General features: G+C 67.6%; 21 protein-coding genes and 1 riboswitch. Of the genes, 11 read left to right on the forward strand and 10 right to left on the reverse strand.

The window, feature by feature from the left end; all coding sequences use genetic code 11:
- Positions 1 to 16 precede the first annotated feature (16 nt).
- The 4 genes from efeB to CVV68_RS13165 all read right to left on the reverse strand — a co-directional run bounded on the left by efeB (position 17) and on the right by CVV68_RS13165 (position 5,027).
- Positions 17 to 1,336 carry an iron uptake transporter deferrochelatase/peroxidase subunit gene (gene efeB, locus CVV68_RS13150; RefSeq protein WP_110501465.1) on the reverse strand — a complete coding sequence of 440 codons (1,320 nt, stop codon included), beginning with the start codon at positions 1,334 to 1,336 and terminating at the stop codon, positions 17 to 19.
- Positions 1,337 to 2,605, reverse strand: coding sequence for an iron uptake system protein EfeO (gene efeO, locus CVV68_RS13155; protein ID WP_110501466.1), 1,269 nt, complete (start codon positions 2,603 to 2,605; stop codon positions 1,337 to 1,339). It abuts the gene before it with no gap.
- An 86-nt stretch (positions 2,606 to 2,691) separates the two neighbouring features.
- Positions 2,692 to 4,236 (reverse strand): iron uptake transporter permease EfeU, encoded by a 1,545-nt coding sequence (gene efeU, locus CVV68_RS23900; RefSeq protein ID WP_211320834.1) that lies wholly within the window; start codon positions 4,234 to 4,236, stop codon positions 2,692 to 2,694.
- Between the two features lie 119 nt (positions 4,237 to 4,355).
- Positions 4,356 to 5,027: a phosphoglycerate mutase family protein gene (locus tag CVV68_RS13165; protein WP_110501467.1), complete on the reverse strand. Its 672-nt coding sequence runs from the start codon at positions 5,025 to 5,027 to the stop codon at positions 4,356 to 4,358.
- Between the two features lie 125 nt (positions 5,028 to 5,152).
- On the opposite strand from CVV68_RS13165, the gene CVV68_RS13170 reads away from it, so the two are divergent.
- Positions 5,153 to 6,046, forward strand: a complete 894-nt coding sequence (locus CVV68_RS13170; protein WP_110501468.1) for a CPBP family intramembrane glutamic endopeptidase — start codon at positions 5,153 to 5,155, stop codon at positions 6,044 to 6,046.
- A 57-nt stretch (positions 6,047 to 6,103) separates the two neighbouring features.
- On the opposite strand, the gene CVV68_RS13175 is transcribed toward CVV68_RS13170, so the two are convergent.
- Positions 6,104 to 6,895, reverse strand: a complete 792-nt coding sequence (locus CVV68_RS13175) for a class I SAM-dependent methyltransferase (protein ID WP_110501469.1) — start codon at positions 6,893 to 6,895, stop codon at positions 6,104 to 6,106.
- A gap of 213 nt (positions 6,896 to 7,108) precedes the next feature.
- Positions 7,109 to 7,747, reverse strand: a complete 639-nt coding sequence (locus tag CVV68_RS13180) for a VOC family protein (RefSeq protein ID WP_110501470.1) — start codon at positions 7,745 to 7,747, stop codon at positions 7,109 to 7,111.
- A gap of 115 nt (positions 7,748 to 7,862) precedes the next feature.
- Here CVV68_RS13180 and CVV68_RS13185 point away from each other — a divergent pair, with 115 nt between their 5' ends.
- The 3 genes from CVV68_RS13185 to metX all read left to right on the forward strand — a co-directional run bounded on the left by CVV68_RS13185 (position 7,863) and on the right by metX (position 13,245).
- Positions 7,863 to 10,316, forward strand: coding sequence for a Tex family protein (locus CVV68_RS13185; protein WP_438502640.1), 2,454 nt, complete (start codon positions 7,863 to 7,865; stop codon positions 10,314 to 10,316).
- 198 nt (positions 10,317 to 10,514) lie between these two features.
- Positions 10,515 to 10,632, forward strand: a riboswitch (SAM riboswitch).
- Between the two features lie 85 nt (positions 10,633 to 10,717).
- On the forward strand, positions 10,718 to 12,034 hold the full coding sequence (locus CVV68_RS13190; RefSeq protein WP_110501471.1) for a bifunctional o-acetylhomoserine/o-acetylserine sulfhydrylase: 1,317 nt from the start codon (positions 10,718 to 10,720) through the stop codon (positions 12,032 to 12,034).
- 116 nt (positions 12,035 to 12,150) lie between these two features.
- Positions 12,151 to 13,245, forward strand: a complete 1,095-nt coding sequence (gene metX, locus CVV68_RS13195; protein ID WP_245933526.1) for a homoserine O-acetyltransferase MetX — start codon at positions 12,151 to 12,153, stop codon at positions 13,243 to 13,245.
- 549 nt (positions 13,246 to 13,794) lie between these two features.
- Here metX and CVV68_RS13200 read toward each other — a convergent pair.
- Positions 13,795 to 14,259 (reverse strand): hypothetical protein, encoded by a 465-nt coding sequence (locus tag CVV68_RS13200; RefSeq protein ID WP_146238888.1) that lies wholly within the window; start codon positions 14,257 to 14,259, stop codon positions 13,795 to 13,797.
- Between the two features lie 222 nt (positions 14,260 to 14,481).
- Between CVV68_RS13200 and CVV68_RS13205 the strand changes: the two genes are divergently transcribed.
- On the forward strand, positions 14,482 to 16,083 hold the full coding sequence (locus CVV68_RS13205) for an MFS transporter (protein WP_110501473.1): 1,602 nt from the start codon (positions 14,482 to 14,484) through the stop codon (positions 16,081 to 16,083).
- An 87-nt stretch (positions 16,084 to 16,170) separates the two neighbouring features.
- On the opposite strand, the gene CVV68_RS13210 is transcribed toward CVV68_RS13205, so the two are convergent.
- Entirely contained in the window at positions 16,171 to 16,959 is a 789-nt protein-coding gene (locus tag CVV68_RS13210; protein WP_110501490.1) for an SGNH/GDSL hydrolase family protein, read from the reverse strand.
- A gap of 218 nt (positions 16,960 to 17,177) precedes the next feature.
- On the opposite strand from CVV68_RS13210, the gene CVV68_RS13215 reads away from it, so the two are divergent.
- On the forward strand, positions 17,178 to 17,825 hold the full coding sequence (locus CVV68_RS13215) for an alpha/beta hydrolase (RefSeq protein WP_438502641.1): 648 nt from the start codon (positions 17,178 to 17,180) through the stop codon (positions 17,823 to 17,825).
- A 7-nt stretch (positions 17,826 to 17,832) separates the two neighbouring features.
- Here CVV68_RS13215 and CVV68_RS13220 read toward each other — a convergent pair whose 3' ends face one another.
- Complete coding sequence (locus tag CVV68_RS13220; RefSeq protein ID WP_110501475.1) at positions 17,833 to 18,063, reverse strand: RNA-binding S4 domain-containing protein; 231 nt, start codon at positions 18,061 to 18,063, stop codon at positions 17,833 to 17,835.
- Between the two features lie 89 nt (positions 18,064 to 18,152).
- Here CVV68_RS13220 and CVV68_RS13225 point away from each other — a divergent pair, with 89 nt between their 5' ends.
- A complete protein-coding gene (locus CVV68_RS13225) occupies positions 18,153 to 19,208 on the forward strand; it encodes a lactonase family protein (protein ID WP_110501476.1) in 1,056 nt (351 codons plus the stop codon).
- A gap of 158 nt (positions 19,209 to 19,366) precedes the next feature.
- On the opposite strand, the gene CVV68_RS13230 is transcribed toward CVV68_RS13225, so the two are convergent.
- Positions 19,367 to 20,068, reverse strand: a complete 702-nt coding sequence (locus CVV68_RS13230; protein ID WP_110501477.1) for a hypothetical protein — start codon at positions 20,066 to 20,068, stop codon at positions 19,367 to 19,369.
- A 181-nt stretch (positions 20,069 to 20,249) separates the two neighbouring features.
- On the opposite strand from CVV68_RS13230, the gene CVV68_RS13235 reads away from it, so the two are divergent.
- From CVV68_RS13235 to CVV68_RS13250, 4 genes are all read left to right on the forward strand, one after another.
- A complete protein-coding gene (locus CVV68_RS13235) occupies positions 20,250 to 21,464 on the forward strand; it encodes a sensor histidine kinase (protein ID WP_110501478.1) in 1,215 nt (404 codons plus the stop codon).
- Entirely contained in the window at positions 21,461 to 22,132 is a 672-nt protein-coding gene (locus CVV68_RS13240) for a response regulator (protein ID WP_110501479.1), read from the forward strand. The genes CVV68_RS13235 and CVV68_RS13240 overlap by 4 nt, the downstream gene beginning before the upstream one ends.
- Positions 22,133 to 22,262: 130 nt before the next feature.
- A complete protein-coding gene (locus CVV68_RS13245; protein ID WP_110501480.1) occupies positions 22,263 to 23,648 on the forward strand; it encodes a glycine--tRNA ligase in 1,386 nt (461 codons plus the stop codon).
- A 3-nt stretch (positions 23,649 to 23,651) separates the two neighbouring features.
- The gene (locus CVV68_RS13250) at positions 23,652 to 24,644 is read left to right on the forward strand and encodes a GNAT family N-acetyltransferase (protein WP_110501481.1); all 993 of its coding nucleotides are present in this window, start codon (positions 23,652 to 23,654) and stop codon (positions 24,642 to 24,644) included.
- Positions 24,645 to 25,226: the final 582 nt, after the last annotated feature.

The following is a 25,226-nucleotide window of genomic DNA, read 5'->3' on the forward strand; positions in this document are numbered from 1 at the left end:
CTGGATAGACGGAGGCTCAGGCGAAGAATTCCCTGCCGTAGTAGTGGCCCGCCTCCGGCAGCCCTGCGGGGACGGCGAAGACGGCCGAGCCCACGTGCCGGATGTACTCATTGAGCCGGTCGGAGCTGCCCAGCTTGCGCTGCAGGGCAATGAACTGTTCCGGGTCCTTTTGGAAGCTCAGGAACATCAGCCCCGCGTCCAGGCGGCCCACGGAGTCCAGGCCGTCGGTGAAGTTGTAGCCGCGGCGCAGGATCTTGGTGCCGCCGTTGTTCTCATGTGCGGCCAGGGCAATGTGGGAATGCGCGCCAATCACCGGCGCGCCGGCCAGGGACGCGTGGAAGTCGGGCACGTCGTGCTCGGCGTTGCCGGTCAGCGGCGCGCCCTCCTGCTTGGTCCGGCCAAAAATGGCCTGCTGGTCCCCGATGGTGTCTTCGTCCCACGTTTCGATCAGCATGTGGATCTTGCGGGCCACCAGGAACGTTCCGCCGTCCATCCACGGCTGCCCGGCCTCCCGCCCGGCCCAGACGTGTTCGGCATAGTCGGCCGGTGTGCTGATGTTGCGGGTGCCGTCCTTGAATCCCAGGAGGTTCCGCGGCGTCTTCTGTGCTGGCCCCGCCGACGCGCGGCCAAAGCCCAGCACCGTCCATTTGGTGGTGACCTGGCTGCGGGCCATGCGGGCCAGGTTCCGCACCGCGTGGTAGGCCACTTGGGGATCGTTGGCGCAGGCCTGGATGCACAGGTCCCCGCCGGTGTAGGCCGGATCCAGTGCCTCGCCGGCCATGGCGGGAAGGTCTGCGAAGTCCGTGGGCTTGAACTTCTCCAGGCCAAAACGTCCGTCAAACAGCGACGGCCCAAAGCCGAGCGTCAGGGTGAGCCCCTGTGGCCCCATGTCGAACGCCTCGCCGGTGTCCACCGGAACGCCCTGTTCACGGGAGGGCTCCACCTTGCCCACGGGGCGCCCGGCTGTCAGCTCCGCCATCGCGGCCGACCACTTCGCCAGCACCAGCTGCAGCTCCACCGGGCTGGTGGCGCTCACGTCAAAGGCAGTAAACACCAGATGGTCCTGCGGAGGAGTGTCCACGCCGCCCTGGTGCGCCCCGTAAAAGGGGTGGCTGGACCCGGCGGCGTCTGCTGCCAGGCGTTCGACGTCGGACACGTCGCCGTGCGCTGCCCCGGCACCCGCCGCAACAGCCACGGCCGCAGCGCCGCCCGCGCCCAGCACCAGCCCGCCCGCGCCGGCAGCCGCGGCGGTGCCGGCCCCGCCCAGGAAGCGGCGGCGGCTGACGCCCGGGGCGGCGTCCGGTGAAGCCGGCCCTGCCGGCTGTTCGCTTGTCATTTAGACCGTTGCAACCTTTTCAGCGATCCTGGCCAGCGGTGCCTGCAGCGACTGGACCAGCTGGGTCAGCTTGGCGGCGTCGGACTTCTTCAACGCATCGGTGTAGGCCTTGTAGCCGCCGAGCCCCGCCGGGTCCTTGTAGCCCTCCATCGCCTTGCCGACGGCGGCGAACTGGGTGGCGATCTGCGTGGTCAGGTCGGGGTCGATCCCGGTCAGCGCGGGCTTGAGGTATTCAAAGGCCTGCTCTGACCCTTCAATGTTGGCCACAAAGTCCACCAGGTCCAGCTTCGAGTAGGCCTCTTCCTCGCCGGTGATCTTGGAGGATTGGACTTCCTCGAGCAGCCCGCTGGCGCCGTTGGCCAGTTCCTCGGGCTTGTAGTCGCCCTTCTTTTCCAGCTCCGCGGTCAGGGTCTTCAGGGTGCCGACATTCTTCACGATCCCGGCCGCCAGTGCCTTGGTGGCCGGCGTGATGGCCTTGGCCTCGAACAGGTCCTTCTCCAAGGGGTGGAATCCCGTCCAGGGGGTGCCGGGCTCGACGTCGGCCACCCGAAGGTCGAGCGCCGGGTCAAGGTCAGGGAAGCTTTCAGCCACGGGCTCGATCCGCTCGTAGAACGGGCGAGCTGCGGCGTAGGCCTTTTGGCTGGCCGCAACGTCGCCGGAGTCAACGGCCATCTTAAGGGCGGCGACGGCCGGGACCAGGCTGTCCACCTGACCGGAAACGTACTTGGCGTAGCCGTCCGTGCCTTCCTTGAGGAGGGCCGCGGCGCCGCCGGCTGCCGCGGCGGTGCTGCCGCCTCCGGTGACCGTGAACGCAAGGTTTTCCGTCGCCGCGCCGGGGCAGTAGAGCTGGTATTGTCCGCCCGCGAGGGTGACGGTGAAGCTGACCGGCTTGAGGCCGGGAATCACGTTTTCACGCTCGCCCAGGATGCGCTTGTCGCTGAGTAGCTCAACTTCACTGACGCCCGAGGCGTCCTTGTTGGCGATGGTGAACGTGACGGGGCCGGCCGCGGCGGCACTGAAGTCGGGCACGCACTGGTCTTCGCCGTTGACCTTCTGGACGTTGACCTTGACCTGCGCGGCGCCGTTGCTGACGGGGGCCGTGCCTGCCTTGGCGGAACCGTTGGAGCCGGCTCCTTCAACGTCCGTGGAGCCTGCTCCGCCGCACGCTGTGAGAGCCAGGGCAAGGATGGCTGCCCCGGCGAGAAGCGACGGTGCCAGAGTGCGCCAGCGCGACGGTGCCGGTGCTGCGGGGGGTGTGCTGGTGGGCATGGGGATCCTTTAGGTGAAGGCGTTGATGACAGGGCAGGTGGTGGGGATTGCCCGCGCGGCGGCCAGCCGGTGCGGCGGGGCGTTGCCTACGGCGGGGGCGCTGTGGCCAGCAGCTGCCGGCGGTTGCGCCGGCCTGCGAGGGCCAGCAGCAGGGCCGCGATGGCAAAGGCGACGGGCAGGTAAAGGGACCACAGCACTATTTCGGCGGCGGCGGATTCGTGCGCCGTGAGTTCCGCCGCTGCGGCGCTGACGTGGGCGCCGGGCACCTGCCATTGGCCGCCGCCGGCCACCACGATGGTGCGGGTGGTGGAGAGCCCGCCGCCGCTCAGTGTCAGCGTGGCACCGGCACTGTTGACGGCGTCGAGCAGGGCGCCGTTGACCAGCCAGACGGTGATGTTGCGCTTGTGCTTCCAGGCGGCCTGGAACGGGCCTGGGCTTTCCTGCGAGCTGATGCCCACCGGCATGCGGCCGCCGTTAAGGCCGGCCAGCTCGGTGGCGGAGACCTTGGCCGGGTCCGCCGCCGGCGCCGCTGCGGGTTCGGCCGTGTAGACGCCGGCCGTCCGGCCGGCGTGGGATTCGGTGCCTTGGCTGGTGAGCGGGTAGGTGGTTTTGGTCCCGTCGCCGGCCGTCACGGCCAGCGCGGGTGTGGCGCCGCCCAAGGTGACCCGGACGGTTCCGGAGGGCTGCCCGCCGGCGGTGACAAGCGGCGTCGTTCCTGCTGGTGAAGGGGGAGCCGGGACGGTCATCGGTGCCACGACGGCGAGGGCCAGCGCCGCCACGGCAAGTGTGCCGGCGGCGGCGAACTGTACGCGGGGGAGCCGTGCCGCGGACGGGCGCCAGCTGCGCGGCCACAGCACAAAGGCGAGCATGGGGACCAGGTAGAGCGCCCAGCCGGCGACTTCGATCAGGCGGGGGTCGTTGGGGATGCCGAGGACGCCGGTGAGGATGGAGGCCCGGGCACTGCCGTTTGGCGCCAGCCAGGCGAGGCTGACGGTGGCGTCCTGGCCGATATTCAGCCAGCCGGCCTCGTGCGCGGTGCGCAGCGACTTCATGACCAGCCCGGCCGCCACGAACACCAGAAATGCGCCGGTGGCGGTAAAAAACCTGGCCAGGTTGACCTTGATGGCGCCGCGGAAGAGGACAACGCCAATTCCGGAGGCGATGGCCAGGCCCAGGACGGCACCGCTGCCGGCGGCAAGGGGACTGAGGGACGATTGGAACGCGGCCACCATGAACACGGCCGTTTCCACGCCCTCGCGCAGCACGGCCAGGAACGCCATGCCGGCCAGGGCGGCCACCGAGCCGCCCTTGAGCGCGGATCCTGCGTGCTGTTCGAGCGTGGATTTCATGGTCCGGGAGTTCTTGCTCATCCACAGGATCATGAACGTCACGATCACCACGGCGGCCGCGCCAATGACCGTCTCCATGGCCTCCTGCTGGGCCTGCGGCAGTGAGGCGGAGACTATTTCCAGGGTGATTCCCACGAGCGCGCTGAGCACTGCGGCTGCGGCGACGCCGAGCCACATGGGCTTGAGGGACACGGCATTGCGGCGCAGGAAGGCGGCGATCATGCCGACGATGAGCGCAGCCTCAAGGCCTTCCCGCAGGCCAATGACGAGTGTAGCTAGCACCTGGTTGCTCCGGGATCCGTTAGGCTGAACGCCGGGGTCTGCCGCGGCTCAGCCAAGGCTACCCTTAGTCGAAATGGATTTCCTAATTAGGCCAGTAAATCATTTCGTAATGAAAACTCTCACCGCAGCGGGGCGTCCATGACCGTGGTGCCGGGCTCGGCCGCCGTCCATTGTTCAAACGGGACGTCGAGGGTGTAGCCGCCGTTGCCGGACACCAGGGAGCGCACCTCCGCGTTCCCTGGATTGTTCAGTGACTCGAAATATTCCACGGACCAGTGGAACCAGCGCATGCAAAACAGCCGCATGGTCAGCCCGTGCGTCACCAGCAAGGTGTTGGGCGCATAGTCCGGCGTGGACCAGTGGCGGTGCAGGGTCTCCAGGAAGGATGACACGCGGTCATAGACGTCAGAGCCGGATTCGCCTTCCCGGAAGCGGTAGAAAAAATGCCCGTACGCGTTGCGCAGCTCCTTTTGGCCGGCAATCTCCTCCGGGTTTTGGAAGTTGGCCCAGTCCTGTTCGCGCAGCCTGGGCTCCTCCATGGTGCGGTCAACCAGATCACCGAGCTCGAGTGCCTCCAGCGTTTGGTAGGCGCGCAGGTAGGGCGAGACGTAAACGCACACCTTTTGCCCGTCAAGCTGGCGCCGGATTTGTTCCCCTGCCACCTTCGCCTGCGCCACGCCCTGTTCGGTCAACGGGATGCGGTAGTCGGGGATCCGGTTGTAAATGGTCTGGTCCAGGTTGGCCGCCGACAGTCCGTGGCGGACCATGATGATCTGGCGTGGGGCGCTCATACCATGAGCCTAGCCGCCCGCTTGATGAGTCCGCGCGGGTACCACTGCGTCCCGCCCGGCGCGAGCTCAGGCGCGCCGCCCTGCGTTCTGTCGGATCCCGCCATGTGGAGGGCATGATGTAGTACATGAGTGAACCCGTGCCTCCCAATGCCCAGTACGACGGCGGACCGCGCGCCGCGGGTGAGGTCCCCGCCTTGGGTGGCCCGGCGGCCCAAGGCGGCCCGGCGGCCCAAGGTGGCCCGGCGGCCCAAGACGGTGGGCCCGACGTCGTGCTTCAGCACTGGGGCGGCCGGTCACGCAGGCGGCTAATTTTTGAGGTGCTCCTGGTGTTGGGACTCTCGCTGGGGCAGTCGGCGGTGTATTCAGTGGTGCAGCTGCTGGACAAAATGTCCAGGGCGCCCCTTGCCCAAGGCACGTCCACGCTGAATGTGGTCCGCAGCAACCGCGAGTTCTTTGACTTCACGTACCAGCTGCTGGACATTGTCTTTGCCCTGGTGCCGGTATTTTTGGTGTTCTTCCTGCTGGCCGAGCCGGGAAAATCGGTGTTCCGCAGGATGGGGCTGGACTTTCGGCACCCGGTCCGCGACGGACTGGGTGCCCTGGGGCTGCTGGTGGTCATTGGTGTGCCGTCGCTGGGGCTGTATGCGGCCGGCCGGGCGCTGGGGATCACCACGGAGATCATTCCGAGCGCGCTGAACCAGTACTGGTGGACCATTCCGATGCTTGTGCTCTCCGCCATCCACAACGGCCTCCTGGAGGAGGTGGTCATGGTGGGCTGGCTGCTGGACCGGCTGGAGAAGATCGGCTTGTCGCCCCCGGCGGCCGTATTGCTCAGTTCCCTGATCCGCGGCAGCTACCACCTGTACCAGGGCTTCGGTCCGTTTGTGGGTAACTTCGCCCTGGGGCTGCTTTTTTGCTGGCTTTACAAAAAGTACGGCCGGATCATGCCGCTGGTGGTGGCACATTCGCTGGTGGACATTGCCGCCTTCACCATGGGCCCGGCGCTCGGCTTCGGATAGCGGCGCCACAGGCGCGGCCGTAGCCTTGCATGCCGTGGCCCCTTATGCGGTGGCCTTTTATTTTGTGGCCTGCAGGATGGTGGTTGCCATCCACGGTCCCGTCCACCAGATGCGCCACCCCGCGCTTCTTTGCTGCTCGACGGCAGCGCCGAGGCTGCGCAGGGTTGCGGCGTAGTCCGGCACGCGGCGGATGTCGGCAATGAGCACCCGGCCGCCGGGCCGCAGGACTCGCACCGCTTCCGTGACGGCCTTGGCGCGTCCCTCCTTGGAGGGGATGTTGTGGATGGCGACGCTGGCCGTGACAAGGTCGAATGATTCATCCGGGTAGGGGAGTGCCGTCATGTCGCCGGTGTCCAGGTGAACCCGGTCCGCCACACCGTTGAGCTCCAGATTGGCTGCAGTGGCTTCGGCGCTGTTGCCTGACTGGTCGATGCTGCGCCACAAGTCGATGCCCGCCACGGTACCGTGCGGGACACGTTGGGCCGCAAGGATGGTGACGGCGCCGTGGCCGCACCCCAGGTCCAGCACGTTTTCGGTCCCCTGGAGGGCCAGTCCGTCCAACAGTTCGGCCCACACCACAAACTTGCCGCGCAGTGAGGCATGGAAGTAAATGGCGCTGCCGGCAAACCAAATGACGGCGCCGCCAAAGGCGAGCACCAGGTTGATATACCAGGACGGCGACGGGGCGCTGCCAAGGACGTCAAGGACGCCGATGACGAGGAACACCACGCCAATCCCGGTCCACAGCCACGGCACCCAGGGAGCGTCAATGCCGTACGAGCCCAGGGGCCGCGCAGGCCCGGAAACGGTCGGCGAACTCCGGGGAATCCCACTGGATGATTGACTCATGCTGCCTCCCTTGAACGTGACAGTTCCATGGTATGCCCAGGGGAAATGCAAACGGCACCCGCCCGCCAGAGGGGGTGCCGCCGTCGTGGGTCCGCAACTTCGTACCGCCCCAAGCGCTCCCATTGCTCGCAAGCTCGCAACGGGTCCCCCGCGCTGGTGGGCCCAGGTCAGGGAACCCTGCGGTTGCGGGTGCCGCCGAAAATGCCTGAAATGCTAGATGGTGACCTTGCCGTTGGCCGTGTCAAAGGTCACGGACATGATGCCGGGTGTGCCGCGCGGAGCGATCCACTCCACGGCGACATCGTCCAGCGGCTGTTCGACCGGTTCGCCCAGCCATTCGGTGAGGCGCTCGGCACTGCCGGCGATGGTCAGGGAGGCGAGCCGGACCGAGGACGGGCGGGCCAGGGACGGGTGCAGGGCCGGATCGCCCTCCCATTTGAGCATGTACGGCACCTGCGGGTCTGCGATGAGGCCCTTGATGCCGATCTGCTGCCACACGAGTTCGCGGCCGTCCGGGAACTTGCGGTTCCCGGGCACGGCGCTGCGGCCGAGCCGCTCCTCGAACGGGGTGAGGTCGTCAACGGCCACGCACCACCCCATCCAGCCGCCGCCGGCCGCCGATCGGGCGCGGACGGCTTGGCCAAACGGCGCCTTGTCCGAGGCGGGGTGGTCAAGGACCTCAACCACTTCCAGGTAATGGTGGTCGGTGAGGGGAATGATCATATTGCGGGTGCCGAAGCGCGGGTGCACCCCGCCGCGCACTGCATCGACCCCGAGTGCGGTCGCGATTCGCTCCGTGGTGGCAGCCAATCCATCTGATTCACAGGCGTAAGAAACATGGTCCATTCGCATGCGTTCATCTTGGCACTTTGTGTTCAGCCTCTCGACTTAGTGTTGCCTAACTCACATGGGATGTCCGATCTTTCAAGTGCCCCCACGCCGGCCGCTTGTGGGGCAGAATTGAAGCGTGACTGATTCCCATCCTGCACCCTCTCCGCTCATCCTCCCCGACGCCGCAGCCGTTGAGGCGCGCATCAGTGCCGCCATCGCCGCGGAGCTGGGGGTGCGCCCGGCCCAGGTCCGTGCCGCCATTGGCCTGATGGACGACGGCGCCAGCGTCCCCTTTATTGCCCGGTACAGGAAGGAAATGACAGGGACGCTCGATGACGCCCAGCTGCGCGACCTGGAGGAACGGCTTCGCTACCTCCGCGAGTTGGAGGCCCGCCGCCGTGCGGTGCTGGAGACCATCCACGGACTGGGCAGGCTGACGGCACAGCTGCGGGCCGCCGTCGAGTCCGCCACCACCAAGTCCGAGCTGGAGGACCTGTACCTGCCGTACAAGTCCACGCGCAAAACGAAGGCGGACGCAGCGCGTGAAGCCGGCCTGGAACCCCTGCTGGACTCGCTGTTGAAGAACCCCTCGCTGGCGCCCGCCGTGGCCGCGGATGACTACCTCAACGGCGAACATGCCATCGCCACGGCCGACGATGCCCTGGCCGGGGCCCGCGCCATCCTGATCGAGCGGGCCGGCCAGGACGCCGGACTGGTGGGCGGGCTGCGCGAGCGGCTGTGGAAGACCGGGCGGCTGCGCTCTTCGGTGAAAACCGGCAAGGCCTCCGAGGGCGAGAAGTTCAAGGACTACTTTGACTTTGCCCAGCCGCCGCACACCCTGCCCAGCCACCGCGTGCTGGCCCTGCTGCGCGGCGAAAAGGAAGGCGTGCTGGGCCTGGACCTTTCGGAGGGGGACACCCGCGACGCCGACGCCCAGGCACGGGCCCGCGAAGCCTATGAAAATGCCGTGGCGCACTCCCTGGGCATCTCCGAGTCGGGCCGCGCCGCCGACACCTGGCTGATGACGGGAGCACGGCTGGCCTGGCGAACCCGCATCCTGACCCGCCTGTCCGTGGACCTGCGGGTCCGGCTGTTTCAGGCGGCTGAGGAGGAATCCGTGCGGGTTTTTGCCGCCAACCTGCGCGACGTGCTGCTGGCCGCCCCCGCCGGCAACCGGTCCACGCTGGGCCTGGACCCGGGGCTGCGAACAGGCACCAAGGTGGCCGTGGTGGACGGCACCGGCAAGGTCACGGCCACCGACACCATCTACCCGCACGCCCCGGCCAGGCGCTGGAAAGAGGCCCTGGCCACCCTGGTTGAATTGTCGCTGCGGCACAACGTGGAACTCGTGGCGATCGGCAACGGCACGGCCAGCCGCGAAACCGACAAGCTGGCCGCGGAACTGCTGGCCGAACTGCAACGTTCCGCGCCGGAGCGGAAGGTGGCCAAGGTGGTGGTCTCCGAGGCGGGGGCCTCCGTCTATTCCGCCTCGGCACTGGCGGGCGCCGAACTGCCGGGCATGGACGTGTCCCTGCGGGGCGCCGTCTCCATCGCCCGCCGCCTCCAGGACCCCCTCGCGGAACTGGTGAAGATCGATCCCAAGTCGATAGGCGTCGGGCAGTATCAGCACGACCTCACCCCGGCGAAGCTGGAACGCTCCCTGGACGCCGTCGTCGAGGACTGCGTGAACGCCGTGGGCGTGGACCTGAACACGGCCTCGCCGGCACTGCTGGCGAGGGTGGCCGGCGTCGGGCCGCTGCTGAGCGAGAACATTGTGGCCCACCGCAACGAAAACGGCCCGTTCAACAAGCGCCGCGAGCTGCTCAAGGTGGCGCGCCTGGGCCCGAAGGCGTACGAGCAGTGTGCCGGCTTCCTGCGCATCACCGGGGGAGCGGAGCCGCTCGACGCCTCCAGCGTGCACCCCGAGGCGTACGGGGTGGCCCGGAAGATCATGGCCGCCGTGGGGGCCGGAAGCGCCGGAATCTCCGGCGGCGTTCCCGCCGTGGCGGCCGTCAACCCCGCGGACTTCACGGACGGCTCCTTTGGCCTGCCCACCGTGAAGGACATTGTGGCCGAGCTGCAAAAGCCCGGCCGCGACCCCCGCCCCCGCTTTGAAACGGCCACGTTCGCCGACGGGGTCGAGAAGATCACCGACCTCCGTCCCGGCATGATCCTGGAAGGCACCGTCTCGAATGTGGCCGCGTTTGGCGCCTTCGTGGACATCGGCGTGCACCAGGACGGCCTGGTCCACGTCTCCGCCATGAGCAACAGCTTTGTCTCCGATCCGCACGCCGTGGTCAAGTCCGGCCAGGTGGTCCGCGTCAAGGTGCTCGAGGTGGAGCCGGAAAGAAAACGCATTTCGCTCACCCTTCGGCTGGACGATGAAGCGGGGGCGCCGGTGGAGCGGGGTGGGCCCTCCGGCGCCGGCTCCCGGACGCCGGCGCGCTCCTCGCCGCGCGGTGGGGATGAGAGGTCCCGGCGGACCCGGCCGGCGGTTGAGCCTGTCAAGGGCTCCAGGCAAGCGCAGCCTCCGGCGCCGGCCAACACTGCCATGGCCGAGGCCCTGCGCCGCGCGGGACTGAAGCCCTGACGCCGTGACTGGACGGTAGTGGCTGCCTTCAGCACTCAAGGAAGCCACTACTGTCCACTCATGCCCGCCATTAATCAGGCCCGCCATTAATTCAGCGCAGACCACCACATACGCCTTTTGTCCAGCACATGTTCGGCTCCGGTCACAAAGCCGTCACAATGTTGCGGCGCCCGGGGGCACTCTCGCACACTGGTAGCAGGTCATGAGTGCCAGCGACAAGCCCCGGCTCGCTGGCCGGCAACCCTCCTCTCCGCGGTGGGGTGCCCCGGGTGAAGACCTGGCGTTGGGCCAACCGGCCTCAACGCAAGCGCGGGCCGCAACTTTCAATTCCGGCCCACCTGCCGTCCAACGGACGAAGGTGGGCCGAAATTGTACGGCCTCTAGTGTGTAAGGAGCTCACAGTGAGCAACGCCTGGTCATTTGAAACCCGTCAGATCCACGTCGGCCAGGAGCCGGACGCCACCACCGGCGCCCGGGCACTGCCGATCTACCAGACGACGTCGTTCGTGTTCCCTTCGACCGAAAGCGCCGCCGCACGGTTTGCGCTTTCCGAGCTGGAACCCATCTACACCCGCATTGGCAACCCCACCTCCGACGCCGTCGAACAGCGCGTCGCCAGCCTGGAGGGCGGGGTTGGGGCATTGCTGCTCTCCTCCGGACAGGCCGCCACCACCTTCGCCATCCTGAACCTGGCCCAGGCCGGCGACCACATTGTCTCCAGCCCCAGCGTCTACGGCGGCACGTTCAACCTGCTGGCGCATACGCTAAAGAAGCTCGGCATCGAGGTCACCTTCGTGTCCGATCCGGACAACCTGGACGAATGGCGCTCCTCCGTCCGCCCGAACACGAAGGCCTTCTTTGGCGAGACGGTGTCCAACCCGCGCCAGGACGTGCTGGACCTGGAAAACATCAGCTCCATCGCCCACGAGGCAGGTGTTCCGCTGATCGTTGACAACACGCTGGCCACACCGTACTTGATCCGCCCGCTGGAATGGGGCGCGGACATTGTGATCCACTCCGCCACCAAGTACCTGGGCGGCCACGGCACCGCCATCGGCGGCGTGATTGTCGACGGCGGCAAGTTCGATTTCGCTGCCAGCCCGGAAAAGTTCCCCGGATTCAACACCCCGGATGAGAGCTACAACGGCCTGGTCTACGCCCGCGATCTTGGCGTGGGCAGTGCGCTCGGGGCCAACCTCGCCTACATCCTCAAGGCCCGGGTGCAGCTGCTGCGCGACCTCGGCTCCGCCATTTCCCCGTTCAACGCGTTTCTCATCGCCCAGGGCATCGAAACACTGAGCCTGCGCGTGGAGCGCCACGTCAGCAACGCCGTCGCCGTCGCGCAGTGGCTCGAGGCCAACGAAAACGTCGAGGCCGTCGCGTACGCGGGCATCCCCTCCAGCCCCTGGTTTGAGCGCGGCCGCAAGTATGGACCCAAAGGCACCGGCGCCATCGTCTCCTTCGACATCAAGGGCGGGCTTGAGGCCGGCCAGCGCTTTGTCGACGGCCTGGAACTCCACTCGCACGTGGCCAACCTGGGCGACGTCCGTTCGCTGGTGATCCATCCGGCCTCCACCACGCACGCCCAGCTGAGCGAGGAGCAGCGGCTCGCCGCCGGCGTCCGCCCGGGACTGGTGCGCCTGTCCGTGGGACTGGAAGGCGTCGAGGACATCATCGCCGATCTTGAGGCCGGGTTCCGGGCAGCAAAATCAGCGTGAGTTCCGTGGAGCGGACGGCAGTGGAGGAGGGCGTGTTCAGCCCTGACGTCGAACCGGGTACGCCCGTTCCCGACGGCGGCCCCTGGTCGGCCGCCGTCGGGCAGGGCGGCGGCGTCCTGCGGAGCGTGGAAATCGGGAAGCTGCCGCTGGAGGCAGGGGGCGGGCTACCCGACGTCACGATGGCCTATGAATGCTGGGGCACGCTGAACCCCGAAGGCAGCAACGGCGTCCTGATCCAGCACGCATTGACCGGAAGCACACACGTCAGCCGCGGAGACTCCGAAGAGGATGGTTGGTGGGAAGGCCTGGTGGGGCCCGGTGAAGTCATCGACACCAACAGGTACTTTGTGGTGGCCGCGAACATGCTCGGCGGCTGCTACGGAACCACCGGGCCCTCCAGCATTGCCGCCGACGGCGCGCCCTACGGCTCACGCTTCCCGTTTGTCACCATCCGGGACTCCGTCCAGGCGGAGGCGCGCCTGGCGGACAAGCTCGGCATCACCTCCTGGCACGCGGTCATTGGGGGCTCCATGGGCGGCGCCCGAGCCCTTGAATGGGCCGTGACCTTCCCGGAACGGGTGCAGCGGTGTGCCGTGGTGGCGGCGTGTGCGGCCAGCACCGCCGAGCAGATTGCCTTTGCGCAGGCGCAGGTGCTGGCCATCCGCCAGGACCCCAACTTTGCCGGCGGGGACTATTACGACGGCGCCGCCCCCACCCTGGGCCTCGGGCTGGCCCGGCGGATTGCCCACATCACCTACAGGTCGGAGGCGGAGATGGGGGCCCGGTTTGGCCGGTCCGTCCAGCCCGGCGAGGACCCGTTGGGACATGCCCGGCTGCGTCCGGTCCCCGGCGGATCCGTTGCGGGTCGGTACCAGGTGGAAAGCTACCTGGACCACCAGGCACGCAAGCTGGTCACCCGCTTCGACGCCAACAGCTACGTCGCCATCACCGAGGCGCTGATGAGCCACGACGTCACCCGGGGCCGGGGTTCCCTGGTGGAGTCCCTGGCGCGCGCCGCGGACGTGGAATTCCTGGTCGCCGCCGTCAACAGCGACCGCCTGTACTTTCCGGCGCAGTCCGAGGAACTGGCCGCCGCCCTGCCCGGCCACGTCGTGGTGCACCGCATCGACTCAGGGATCGGGCATGACGGTTTCCTGACCGAAGTTGACACCGTCGGCGAGCTGCTGCGGGAGTCGTTCTTTACGGAATAGGCCGAAGAGCTCAATTTTTGGGGGCTGGTCCCCACGCCCTCCCAACGCTCGCAATCCCCTGACGCTCCCACTGCTCGCAAGCTCGCAGCGGGTCCCTCGCGTCAGTGGCCCCCCGCGTCGGGGCCCTCGGGCGCGTGGGCCCATCCGCACCGCGCCACACACGACTCCGTCGGTGTGTCCGCGGCGACGCCCAAGAGCATCCGCAGAGGCTCCAAGTACTCGGCGCTCTGGCGCCGCGTACTTGGAGAAGCGGTTGAACGCACGCCGCCAGCCCCCAAAAAATTGAGCCCGGCACGGCCCGGAAGTTCTTGAAGATTGCGGTTCCGTCGCGCGCGGACGCAGCCCCGTGTGAAAAGACAGCACCTGCGGGTTGTTGCCTGCACGGTCGATTGAAAAGACAGCACCAGCGGGTAAAGCGGTGCCGCACCCGCAGGTACTGTCTTTTGAATCCGCAAGGCGGTGCCGCACCCGCAGGTACTGTCTTTTGATTGGCGGGAACGCCGGCTTTGTCGCCGGGCCGGTACTTGGGTGCGAGACCCTGTCCGCCCGCTAAAAGCTTTTGAAGATCGCTTCGCGGTGGACGGCGTATTGCTCCGCCGTGACCTGGCCGGCTCGGCGGGCGGCGTCGAGGGCGTCAAGCTGACGCTTGAGTTCGGCCTCGGCCCTCATCCGCTCGTTGGCGAAACCTGCGGTTTGGTGGCCCTGGACGGCGTCGTAGCTCTTCATGGGCACACCGTTAAGCAGCGTGCCAACGTAGGGAACACCCGCGGGCTGGCGGACAACCGCCGGCTGGCTGTATCCGGACTGGGAGGGCCGGCCGGGCTGCACCGGGTGCGGCGTGGTGGCGTACGGCGAGGCATTGCGCGCACGCTTGCGCCGGTTCGCGGCCCTGCTAAAGCTCGCCACCAGCACCACGCCAACGATCACCAGCACAATCCACGGCTGGAGGGACGCGAAACTGGACGATGACGCAGCCGCGTCTCCGGCCGCCAATGGGTCGAGAATTCCAAGCACAACGCACCTCTTCACGAACACACGGCGCGGATTCTTCGCGCTTCCACCATTCTAGTCCGCTTGCCCAGCGAATCGCCCGGTGGCAGGGCACGGCCGGCCCCGTCAGGCTCCTGCGCCGGAGCCCCGGCGGTCGGGGACCAGGTTTCGCCCGGGCGCAAATTCAGGGGCAATTCGGAGACTGTTCGGACCGGATACACAATAGTTTCCATTAGCATGACTCCCATGTCCCAAACCCTGACGCCGTCACCGGGTGCGGGCAGTGCCCCGGCCGTGTCTTCACGCCGCTGGTGGACGTTGACCACAGTCGCCCTCGCCCAGCTCATGGTCGTGCTGGACACGACTGTCGTGAACATTGCCCTTCCCTCGGCCCAGCACGACCTCGGCTTCACCAATGGTGAGCGGCAGTGGATCATCACAGCGTACTCGCTGGCCTTCGGCAGCCTGCTGCTCTTTGGCGGCAGGCTTTCGGACCTGATGGGCCGCAAACGAACGTTCATCATCGGCCTGATCGGCTTCGCCGGCGCATCCGCGCTCGGCGGTGCGGCCGGAAGTTTCGGCATGCTCGTCTTTGCCCGCGCCGTGCAGGGGGCGTTTGGCGCACTGCTGGCCCCGACGGCGCTGGCCGTGCTGACCACCACGTTCACCATCCCCAAGGAGCGGGCCCGCGCGTTTGGCGTGTTCGGTGCCATTGCCGGTGCCGGCGGCGCCGTCGGGCTGCTGCTGGGCGGGTTCCTGACCGAAGACTTCACCTGGCGCTGGAACCTGTACATCAACGTTTTCATTGCCGTGTTTGCCGTGATTGGCGCGAGCATCTTTGTCAGCCACTCGCATGTGGAGGGCCCCCGCCCCAAGCTCGACCTGCCCGGCACGGTCCTGGTCTCAGCAGCACTGTTCGGCCTTGTCTACGGCTTCTCCAACGCCGAAACCGACGGCTGGGGTTCGCCCGCGACGTGGGGCATGCTCGTGGGGGCCGGGGTGCTGATGGTCGCGTTCGTGCTGTGGCAGCGCCGGGCCGTGCACCCCATCCTGCCCCTGCACATTGTCCTTGACCGCAACCGCGGCGCCGCATACATCTCGGTGCTGATCTCCGGTATCGGCATGTTCGGCATCTTTTTGTTCGTCACCTACTACGTCCAGGCTTCGCTGCACTACTCGCCGATTCAGGCTGGCATCGGCTTCCTGCCGATGATCGGCATGCTCGTGCTGGCCGCGCAGCTGTCCACGAACTTGGCGCTCCCCAGGTTCGGACCCAAGGTCATGGTCCCGTTGGGCATGGCGGTGTCCGCCGCCGGCATGGCGTACCTGACCCACCTGAACCTGGGCAGCACGTATGCCGGGGACCTGCTGCCGCCGCTGATGATCATCGGTTTCGGCATCGGCACGGTCATGCCGGCCGCCATCCAGACGGCCACCTACGGGGTTGACCGCGAGTTTGCCGGCGTCGCCTCGGCGCTGGTCAACATGAGCCAGCAGGTGGGCGGGTCCATCGGCACGGCGCTGTTGAACACGATTGCCACCACCGCCGCCGCCGGTTACCTGGCCACGCACCTGCCGCCCACGGCCGAGACCGCCGCACAGGCCGCGATCCACGGTTACAGCGTCGGATACTGGTGGGGTGCCGGGTTCTTTGCCTTTGGCGCCGTCATGGCGGCGCTGCTGTTCCGCCGGCGCGGCCAGGGGCAGTCGTTGGCGGTTGAGCATGTGGATGCCGAGGACAGGACGGACGACGCCGGCGCCCCTGCAGCAATGGTTGGTGCCGGCACCCCTGCCGCAACGGACGACGCCGGACACCCGGCCGGGCACGCGGCCCGCCACCGCGCGTAGCCAGTCGGCGTGGGAGTCGTTCCCACTTTTGGCGGGCAAGTTTGGCCGGCGGGCGCCCACCCACGGAAGTTTGGCGGGCGGCAGCGCCTAAATCACCGGCCCGGAGGCCGCCCCCGGCAGGCCGGAGCCGAACCCCGGGCCGAAGACGGGACCGGGGGTGGGACGCTTGGCGGAGATGCCGTCGCCGGAGGATTGGTGGCGCAACCGGCGCAGCACCCAGGGGAACAGGAACTCGCGCGCCCACACCAGGTCCTCGGCGCGGGCGGCCTGCCATTTCTGCGGCGGAAGCGGTTTGGGCAGCCGGGGGAGCAGGTCATGCGGGACGTTCAACGCGTTCAGGGCCATGATGGCGATGCTGTGGTGGCCAAGCGGGGAAAAGTGCAGCCGGTCCCCGGCCCACATCTGGGGGTCCTTCAGCTGGCGCATTGACCACATGTCGGCGACGACGGCGTCATGACGGGATGCGATGGTGCGCAGGTTTTCGTTGTAAATGGCCACACGCCCGCGCACCATGCCCAGCACCGGGGTGTCGCGGATGTCCGGGCCATTGAACAACAGCACGGTGGCCCCGGCCCCCGCCATCCTGCCCACGGCGGCATCGAGCCGCTCGGCCAGGGCGTCCGGGTCGGAACCAGGCCGGATCAGGTCGTTGCCGCCGGCGGAAATGCTGATCAAATCCGGCTTCAGGGCAAGGGCCGGTTCCAGCTGCTGCTCAAGGATTTGCTGCATGAGGCGTCCGCGTATGGCCAGATTGGCGTACTTGAAATCGTCCCGGCTGTGGCTCAGTTCCTCGGCGAGCCTGTCCGCCCAGCCGCGGTAGCCGCCAGGGCTGCTGGACTCGGGGTCGCCGATGCCCTCCGTGAAGGAGTCGCCCATGGCCACGTAGCGGTTCCACGGGTGGCGTGGTGTGTCCGGCGTGCCGGTCTGCTGTGTTTTTTCGGATGCCGTAGATTCGCTCACCCCTCCATCCTGCACTTTGACAGGCCGCTTGCGCCACCGGGGCCCGTCCCGGGGCCCGTCCCGGGGCCCGCGCCGCCGGCCCCCGCAAAAGGTCCCGGCCGCCGGTTCGCCCGCCACCGCCGGGCCGTGAAAAGATGGGGCGCATGAGTGAATCCCCCGTTGTCCTGTGGTCCCGCCCCGAGAGCGAGCGGGCCGGCACGCCCCTGCTGGTCATGTTCCACGGCTACGGTGCCGACGAAGCAGATCTTTTCGGCCTTGCCGCCCAGCTACCCGCCGAATTTACCGTCGCTTCCATCCGTGCGCCGCTGCAGGCGGGCCCCGGCCGTGCCTGGTTCCCGTTGCGCAATGACCTCTCCTACACGCCGGACTCAGTCACGGAGGCGGCCGCGGAGGTCGAGGCGTGGCTGGACACCGTCCGTGGCGGCCACACTTCGGTGACCCTGTTCGGTTTTTCGCAGGGCATGTGCATGGCGACCACGCTCCTGCGGCACCGGCCCGCGGACTATGCAGCCGTCGTCGGACTTTCAGGTTTTGTGGTGGAAGCCGACGGCGACCCCTGGTTTGACGACGCCGCCACGGCCGCTGCGAAGCCCGAGATTTTCTGGGGCCGCGACCAAGCCGATCCCGTGGTTCCTGCCGCCGCAGTGGAGTACACCAACACCTGGCTGCGCGCCCACACCAAGCTCACCAAGGTCCTCTACACCGGCATCTTGCACGGCATCAACGCCCAGGAGATGGCCCATGTGGGTGAATTCCTGACCCTGAAGGTCCTGAAGCCCTGAGCTACCGCTATTTTTGCGTGCTGATCCGCACCGTTGCGCCGCCGACCGTGACGGTGTCGCCGTCGTGCAGCTGGCGGCCGCGGCGCTCGTCGATCTCGCCGTTGACCTGCACCATGCCGTTCTTGATGAGATCGGCCGCTTCCACGCCGTCCTCCACCAGGTTGGCCAGCTTGAGCAGCTGCCCCAGACGGATCATGTCGTCGCGGATGGGGATGTCATTGATCTCGGGTGAACTCATGGGTCAATTCTGCCGTATTTTTGGCACGGCCCACACCGGCGGGCGATAGCGTGGAGCATCACAGCCAAAGTTTCCCAGGAGAGGTGCCCATGAATTCCACCGGTCAATTGCTTGTCAGCGGCTACACCGAGTCCCCCTACGGCGCCGGGCCGGGCGTGGTGCGCTTTGCGCTGTCCGACGACGGCACAGTCGGGGAGCAGCTGGCGCTCAGCACGGGGGTGGTCAATCCCTCGTTCATGGCTCTTGGCGGCGGTGCCCTGCTCGCCGTCGAGGAGCTGCCCGACGGCCGGATTGCGGCGCTGGACGCAGGGACCTTGGAACTTGCGGGCCGGTTGCCGTCCGGCGGCGCCGACCCCGCGCACCTCATGCTCCTGGGCGGCGACGTCTGGGCGGCCAACTACTCCTCGGGCACGGCGTCCGTGACACCCCTGGACAGCCTCTTGGGAAGCACGACGGCGGTCCCTCCCGTGCTGTTGTCCCACCCGGGCAGTGGGCCCGTGGCGGGGAGGCAGGACGAGTCGCACGCACACCAGGTGACGGCCACGGCGTGGGGGACCGTGCTTGTCTCAGACCTCGGGGCCGACCGGGTGGATGAGTATTCGGCGGAATCCCGCGTCCGCCTGGCCTCGGCGGAACTTCCGCCCGGCACCGGGCCCCGCCATGTGGCCCTCAAGGGCGGGTTCCTGCTGGTGGCCGGGGAACTTGACGGGTGCGTGCACGTCCTGATCCGTTCTGAAGCGGACCCAGTCGAGGGTGCCGGACATGTTTGGCGGTGGTTGTTCAAGGTGCCGCTGGCCGCCGCTGCCGGGGAAATTGACGCAGCCAGGGACTTTGCCCCGTCCCACATCCAGCTGTCCGGTGACGGCACCAAGCTTTACGGTGCCGTCCGCGGGCCCAACACGCTCGTGGTGCTGGATGTGGGCGGCCTTGTTGGTGCGACGCCGGCGCCGCCCACGTTCCTGCGCCAGGTTTCATGCGCCGGCGACTGGCCGCGCCACTTTGCGGTGGGCCGCAACAGGATGTACGTGGCGAACCAGCGCTCCAACAGTGTCACGGTGTTTGATCTGGACCAGGACGGACTGCCGCTTGCCGAACCCCTGCAAACCCTGGAGTTCGGCAGCCCGACCTGCCTTGTGCTGTCCTGACTGTGCGGCCCTGGTGGCACTCACGGAGGACCAGCCAGCGCAACCCGGGGTTCGGCGTCGTGCATCATGCGCACAACCTCTTGTCCAGGTCCGGCGCATAAGCCACCATGCGCCAAATCGGCGCCCGGTCCAGCGCATGCGGGAACCATTCCGCCACGCTATGCCGTCACCGTCGAATGCGGTACCGGGGACGCTGAGTGCATCCCGAGCCAGGCCCCGCGGCTGCAGCGCCCGAGGCAAATGGCGATCCATGTGCCCGTGGCCAGCAGAAGCAGGTCCGCGATGAGAGTCCCCAGCATGGTGCCAACCACAAAATTGATGGCGATGCCCGCTACCACCGGCAGAAGCAGCCAGACGGGAACCAGGCGCGCACGGATTAGGCCTGCAATGACCAGAAGAATTCCCAGTTGGCCCGCTATTTCCAGAAGCATCCCCACCGTGCCGACGGTGCCGGCCGTGCTGCTGGTCATGAGGGCGTCTGCCGTGGCGAATCCGGCGTCGTGGTCGGGCAGCTGCGCCAGTTCAGCAAGGGTGAAGCCATTTGCATTGGAGAAGCTGAACCCGACGATGCCCAGCATTGCCAGTACGGCGCCCCAGGTGCCCAGCGCGCTGCCGCGGCCGCGCAGCGCGACGGTGGCGCCCGCCATCGCCGCGAGGACCACCATGAATCCGATCGTTTCAAGCAGGGCCTCCAACACCACCAGCCCGGGATGAGCCGTCATTGAGTCAAAGTCTGCGCGCAGCGAGTCAGTGGGCGCGGTCAGGTTGATGCTGACCGAGAGCACAAGCAGCAGCGGTCCCGCGATGAGCCCGCACACGACGATCCAGCGACGCACCGTGTCAGTTCGTGTCCACTGCATGATTCCTCCTTGTTGGATGGTTTCCGGACGCCGGCCGGCGTCCGTGAAAACAGCTTCAGGCTAGTGTCGCGGACCCGTGCCCCGCGTCTGGCTGGCGGCCACACTTCCCCTGCCGCAAGCCACCATGGATATACGTCTTGGGACAGACGCCGATGGCGTGGTTCTGCGCTAACGTTGTGGCATGTTCGGCGTAGCGCGGCGCTGGTGGAAGGCGCATTGGCAGGATGTGATTTTCGACGGTGCCCCGCCGCTGGTCCTGCTGGTCCTGGGCATGTTCGACGCCGTCACGGGGGCCCTGTCCGGACCCGTCGGCAGCGCCCCCGTGGCCACATCCCTTATTCCCGGCGCGGTTTCCTGCCTGGGGCTCCTCCTTCGAAGGCACCGCCCGCTGGTGGCACTGGCCGTGGTGCTTCTCGCGGTCCTGTTGCCGCCGCTGGTTGCGCCGACCAGCGTGACCTACTGGAACGAGTTCGTCGTCTGGGTCGTCGCGCTGTATTCATGTGCCCGCCACCTGCCCCGGGCCCGGGCGTTGATGGGACTCGGTGTGAGCGTTGCGGCGATGGCGGCCCTCGCCCTTGAATACCCCGAGCTCGGGGACCCCGGCGGGCTGATGTTCAACTCGATGGTGCTGGTGGGGGCTTTCGTTACCGGCCTGCTGGCGCGGAGCCGGACGGAATATCTCGAACGCAGCATCCGGGCGGAGCTGGAACGGGCGGTGGCCCAGGAACGTGCGGTGGCACAGGAACGGCAACGGATCGCCCGCGAGCTCCACGACATCATCTCCCACACCATCACCGTAATCGTGATGCAGGCCGGCGGGGCACGGCTCGCATCGCAGTCCGATCCCCGGGCCGCGCAAAAGGCCCTGCGGCAGATTGAGGAGCTCGGCCGCTCGTCGCTGGGTGAACTTCGCACGCTCCTTCCCTTGCTTGGCAGCAGCGGCGGCAGCAGCAACAGCGGCGGGAGGCCCGGCCCGGACGGCACCCCCGAGACGCCCCAGCCGACGCTGGCCGACGTCGGCGCCCTGTGCGAGCGGATGCGCCGGATCGGGCTGCCCGTGGTATTGCGGGCCGGGGCGGGGACGGAAGGCCTGCCGCCGGGACTCCAGCTGACCGCCTACCGCGTGGTGCAGGAAGGGCTCACCAACGTCATCCGCCACGCCGGCAGGTCCGGGGCCACCGTCAGGATTGCGCTCGAGGGCGAGGGGGAGTTCCTGGCCGTAGAGGTTGAGAACGGCGTGGCGGACAGCGTGCTCCACCCCGCCGGGTCGCGGCGGGGCCTGCACGGCCTGGAGGAGCGGGTGAGGCTGGCCGGGGGCGAACTGCATGCCGGGCCCGCGCCCCACGGCGGCTTCCTGCTCAGCGTGCGGCTGCCGGTGGCGCGGGTGCCGGCATGATCGGCGTCGTCATCGTCGACGACCAGCCGCTCATCCGCACGGGGCTCCGGATGATCGTCGAATCGCAGGCGGACATGTTCGTGGCCGGGGAAGGCGGGGACGGGGCGGGCGCCGTCGACCTGGCCCGCACGGCGGCCCCGGACGTCATGCTCCTGGACATCCGCATGCCAGGGACCGGCGGCATCGAGGCTGTCGCCGGAGTCCTGGCTGCCAGCGGCGCCACCCGGATCATCATGCTGACGACCTTCGACGTCGAGCACTATGTGTACGATTCCCTGAGGGCCGGGGCCAGCGGCTTCCTGCTCAAGGACGTGACGCCCGAACACATCATCGCCGGCATCCGCACGGTGGTTGGCGGCGACATGCTGCTGGCGCCGGGAGTGACCCGCCGACTCGTGGAACAGTACGTCCGCCGGGCGCCCCAGCCGTCCGGCCCGGGGGAAGAGCTGGGCAGGCTCACCGAACGGGAGCGGGAGGTCCTGGCCGAGATCGCCCGGGGGCTCAGCAACGCCGAGATTGCCGGCCGGCTGTACGTCTCTGAAGGCACGGTCAAGACACACGTGAGCCGGCTGCTGGCCAAGCTCGGGCTGCGGGACCGTGTCCAGGCCGTGATTGCCGCCTATGAGTTGGGGTTTGTGGAGCCTGGCAGCGGTAAATCGGTCCCGTAGCCGTCCGGGGTATGCCACTGGCCCGGACCGGCCGCGGGCCGGTCGGCAATTCCATCCCCGCGCCGCCTGACGGTAGGCTGGTCCCCGGACGGACCGCACCCAGCGGCCTCGTAATTACTAGGAGTAATCAGTGGCGCCCCAATCCAAGCTTGACCAGGTCATTTCCCTCGCGAAACGTCGCGGCTTTGTGTTCCAGGCCGGTGAGATCTACGGCGGCTCGCGGTCGGCTTGGGATTACGGCCCCCTTGGCGTGGAGCTGAAGGAAAACATCAAGCGCGAATGGTGGCAGTCCTTTGTGCGCGGCCGCGAGGACATGGTGGGCCTGGATTCCTCCATCATCCTGCCCAAGGCCGTGTGGGCCGCCTCCGGCCATGTCGCCACATTCACCGACCCGCTGGTCGAGTGTACCCAGTGCCACAAGCGCCACCGCCAGGACCACCTCATCGAGGCGTTCGTGGCGAAGAAGAACCGCCAGCCGGAAAACGGGATGGAAGACATCGTGTGCCCCGACTGTGGCACCAAGGGCCAATGGACCGAGCCGCAGCTGTTCTCCGGCCTGATGAAGACGTTCCTGGGCCCGGTCGACAGTGAGGCCGGCATGGCCTACATGCGCCCCGAAACCGCGCAGGGCATCTTTGTGAACTTCAACAACGTCCTCACCACCTCCCGCAAGAAGCCCCCGTTCGGCATCGGCCAGATCGGCAAGGCGTTCCGCAACGAGATCACCCCCGGAAACTTCATCTTCCGCACGCGCGAATTCGAGCAGATGGAAATTGAGTTCTTTGTGCCCGGCGAGGAAGCCGAAAAGTGGTTCAAGGAATGGGTGGACCTGTGCTGGGCCTGGTTCCTGGACCTTGGCATCAACCCGGAGAACATGCGTCAGTTCGACGTCCCCGAGGACGAGCGTGCCCACTACTCCGCCGGCACCATCGACTTTGAGTACAAGTTCGGCTTTCAAGGCTCCGAATGGGGCGAGCTCATGGGCGTTGCCAACCGCACCGACTATGACCTCTCCTCCCACACCAAGGGCTCGGGCACGGACCTGAGCTACTTCAACCAGGCCACCGGTGAACGCTTCACCCCTTACGTTATTGAGCCTTCCTTCGGCCTGACCCGTTCCATGATGGCGTTCCTGGTTGACGCTTTCACCGAGGACGAGGCCCCCAACGCCAAGGGCGGCGTCGACAAGCGCACCGTCCTGAAGCTGGACCCCCGCCTGGCCCCGGTCAAGGCCGCCGTGCTCCCGCTTTCGAGGAACGAGGACCTGTCCCCGAAGGCCAAGGAGCTCGCCAACCAGCTGCGCAAGCACTGGAACATCGACTTCGACGACGCCGGTGCCATCGGCCGCCGCTACCGCCGCCAGGACGAGATCGGCACTCCGTTCTGCATCACGGTGGATTTTGAAACGCTCGAGGACAACGCCGTGACCATCCGCGAACGCGACACCATGAGCCAGGAGCGCGTCTCCCTGGACAAGGTGCAGGCGTACCTGGCCGTGCGCCTCCTGGGTGCCTAGGGCATGGCTGAACTGACATACAGGCCGTGGCGCGACGGCGACGACCTCACCCTGCGGGAAATCTGGGGCGACGCCGAATCCAGTGCGGCCGGGGCGTTCCGCGCCGCATTGGCCCCGGAGTCCGAGGCCAATCCGTGGCGGCGCACCATCGTGGCCGAGGACCAGGGCATCCCCGTCGCGGCCGGCGTGGTGTATTCCACCGCGCTGCACCCTGGCCGGCTGTGGGCGTACGTGGAGGTTGCCCGGGACCACCGCCTCGCCGGTGTGGGCGCCACCTTGGCGACCATGTTGCGCCGTGAAGCTGACGGCGCGCTGGCTGCCGGTCTGGTCGGCACGACGGCGTTGCGCACCAAGGTTGCCCCGGGCACCTCTGGCGCCGATTTTGCCGCCGCCATGGGCCTTTCGGTGCTGCAGCGCAACCGTGTGGTTGAGGTGGGACCGGGCGCACTGAAGCTGCCCGTGTTCGGCGAGGGCACCGAGGCGGAAGCCACCGCACGCGTGCAGGACCTGGCCACCGGCTCCGTTGAACTGACCGACGTCGTCGGACGGTACTACGAGTCGGTGAACCGGTGGGACCCCACCGGTCCGCTGTCTCCCGGTGCCGTGCAGCGGATGTTCCTTGACGACCTCACGGGAGCGCATGGTGCCCTGGTGCTGAGGGCAGAACCGTCCAGCGCCTTTGGGGCGGATGTGCAGCCCAGCAGGAAGGGCCGCATCGAGGCGTTTGCCGTCAGCTACTCGCAGGGGCACGTGACCCCGGAGGAGCCCGCGGCGGCTGCGCCTGCGTCGGAGGTGTTCCTGGGCGTCGAGCCGAAGCTGCCGCATGAGGAAGCGGTCCGTGCCGTGTACGACCTCCTGGCGTTGATCACCCACCAGTATCCGGTGCTGCTGGAACTGGACGATTCCATGGAAGCCGTGGCCGCCGTCCTCAATCCCATGATCGAGGTGGGCGCCGCCAAGGTCCGCGGAACGGAAACCCTCGTCGCAGGGGAGTAGCCACCACTACCGACGCTCCTGCAGTTTCGGGGCACTTTTTTGCGACGCTCCTGCAGATTCGGGATTCGGGGGACTATCGCCGATCGCTCCGGCAGGTCCAAGGGGTAAATCCGAAATGCTCCTGGGAGATCCGATGACTAAATGCGAAACACTCCTGTAGCGCTGTGATGGTCGAGCCCTGCGGGCTCGACCGTCACGGGCTGCGGGCCGGCATTGCCCGGTCGCTTTCCCCCGTTAATCCCGAGGGCTCCTACTGTTCGCGAGCTCGCAGCAGTTCTTCCGCAGTCATGGGGCCCGGCCAACGGCCGCGGTCCGCCTTGGAGACCTCTTTTATTGCGGAAAGGCCGGCTCCGCCCTCGGTGTTCGAACCTGTCGGGAGCTAATTGGCTGGGCGGAGCCTCCCATGGGTACGGAACTGGAGTTTCCGTAGCCGACGTCAGGGAGGCCGAGGGCCGCCCGCGGTCCTGCTGGGCACCGACGGCGTCCGACCACTTAATGTTGGCATCCGCTGGCCTTCGGAACTGGTCAACGGCATCCCGCGCCCGGTCACCCTCCAGCTGTAGTCCCGGGGAGCGGCGGTTG

Source organism: Arthrobacter livingstonensis (assembly GCF_003219815.1).
GTDB lineage: Bacteria > Actinomycetota > Actinomycetes > Actinomycetales > Micrococcaceae > Specibacter > Specibacter livingstonensis.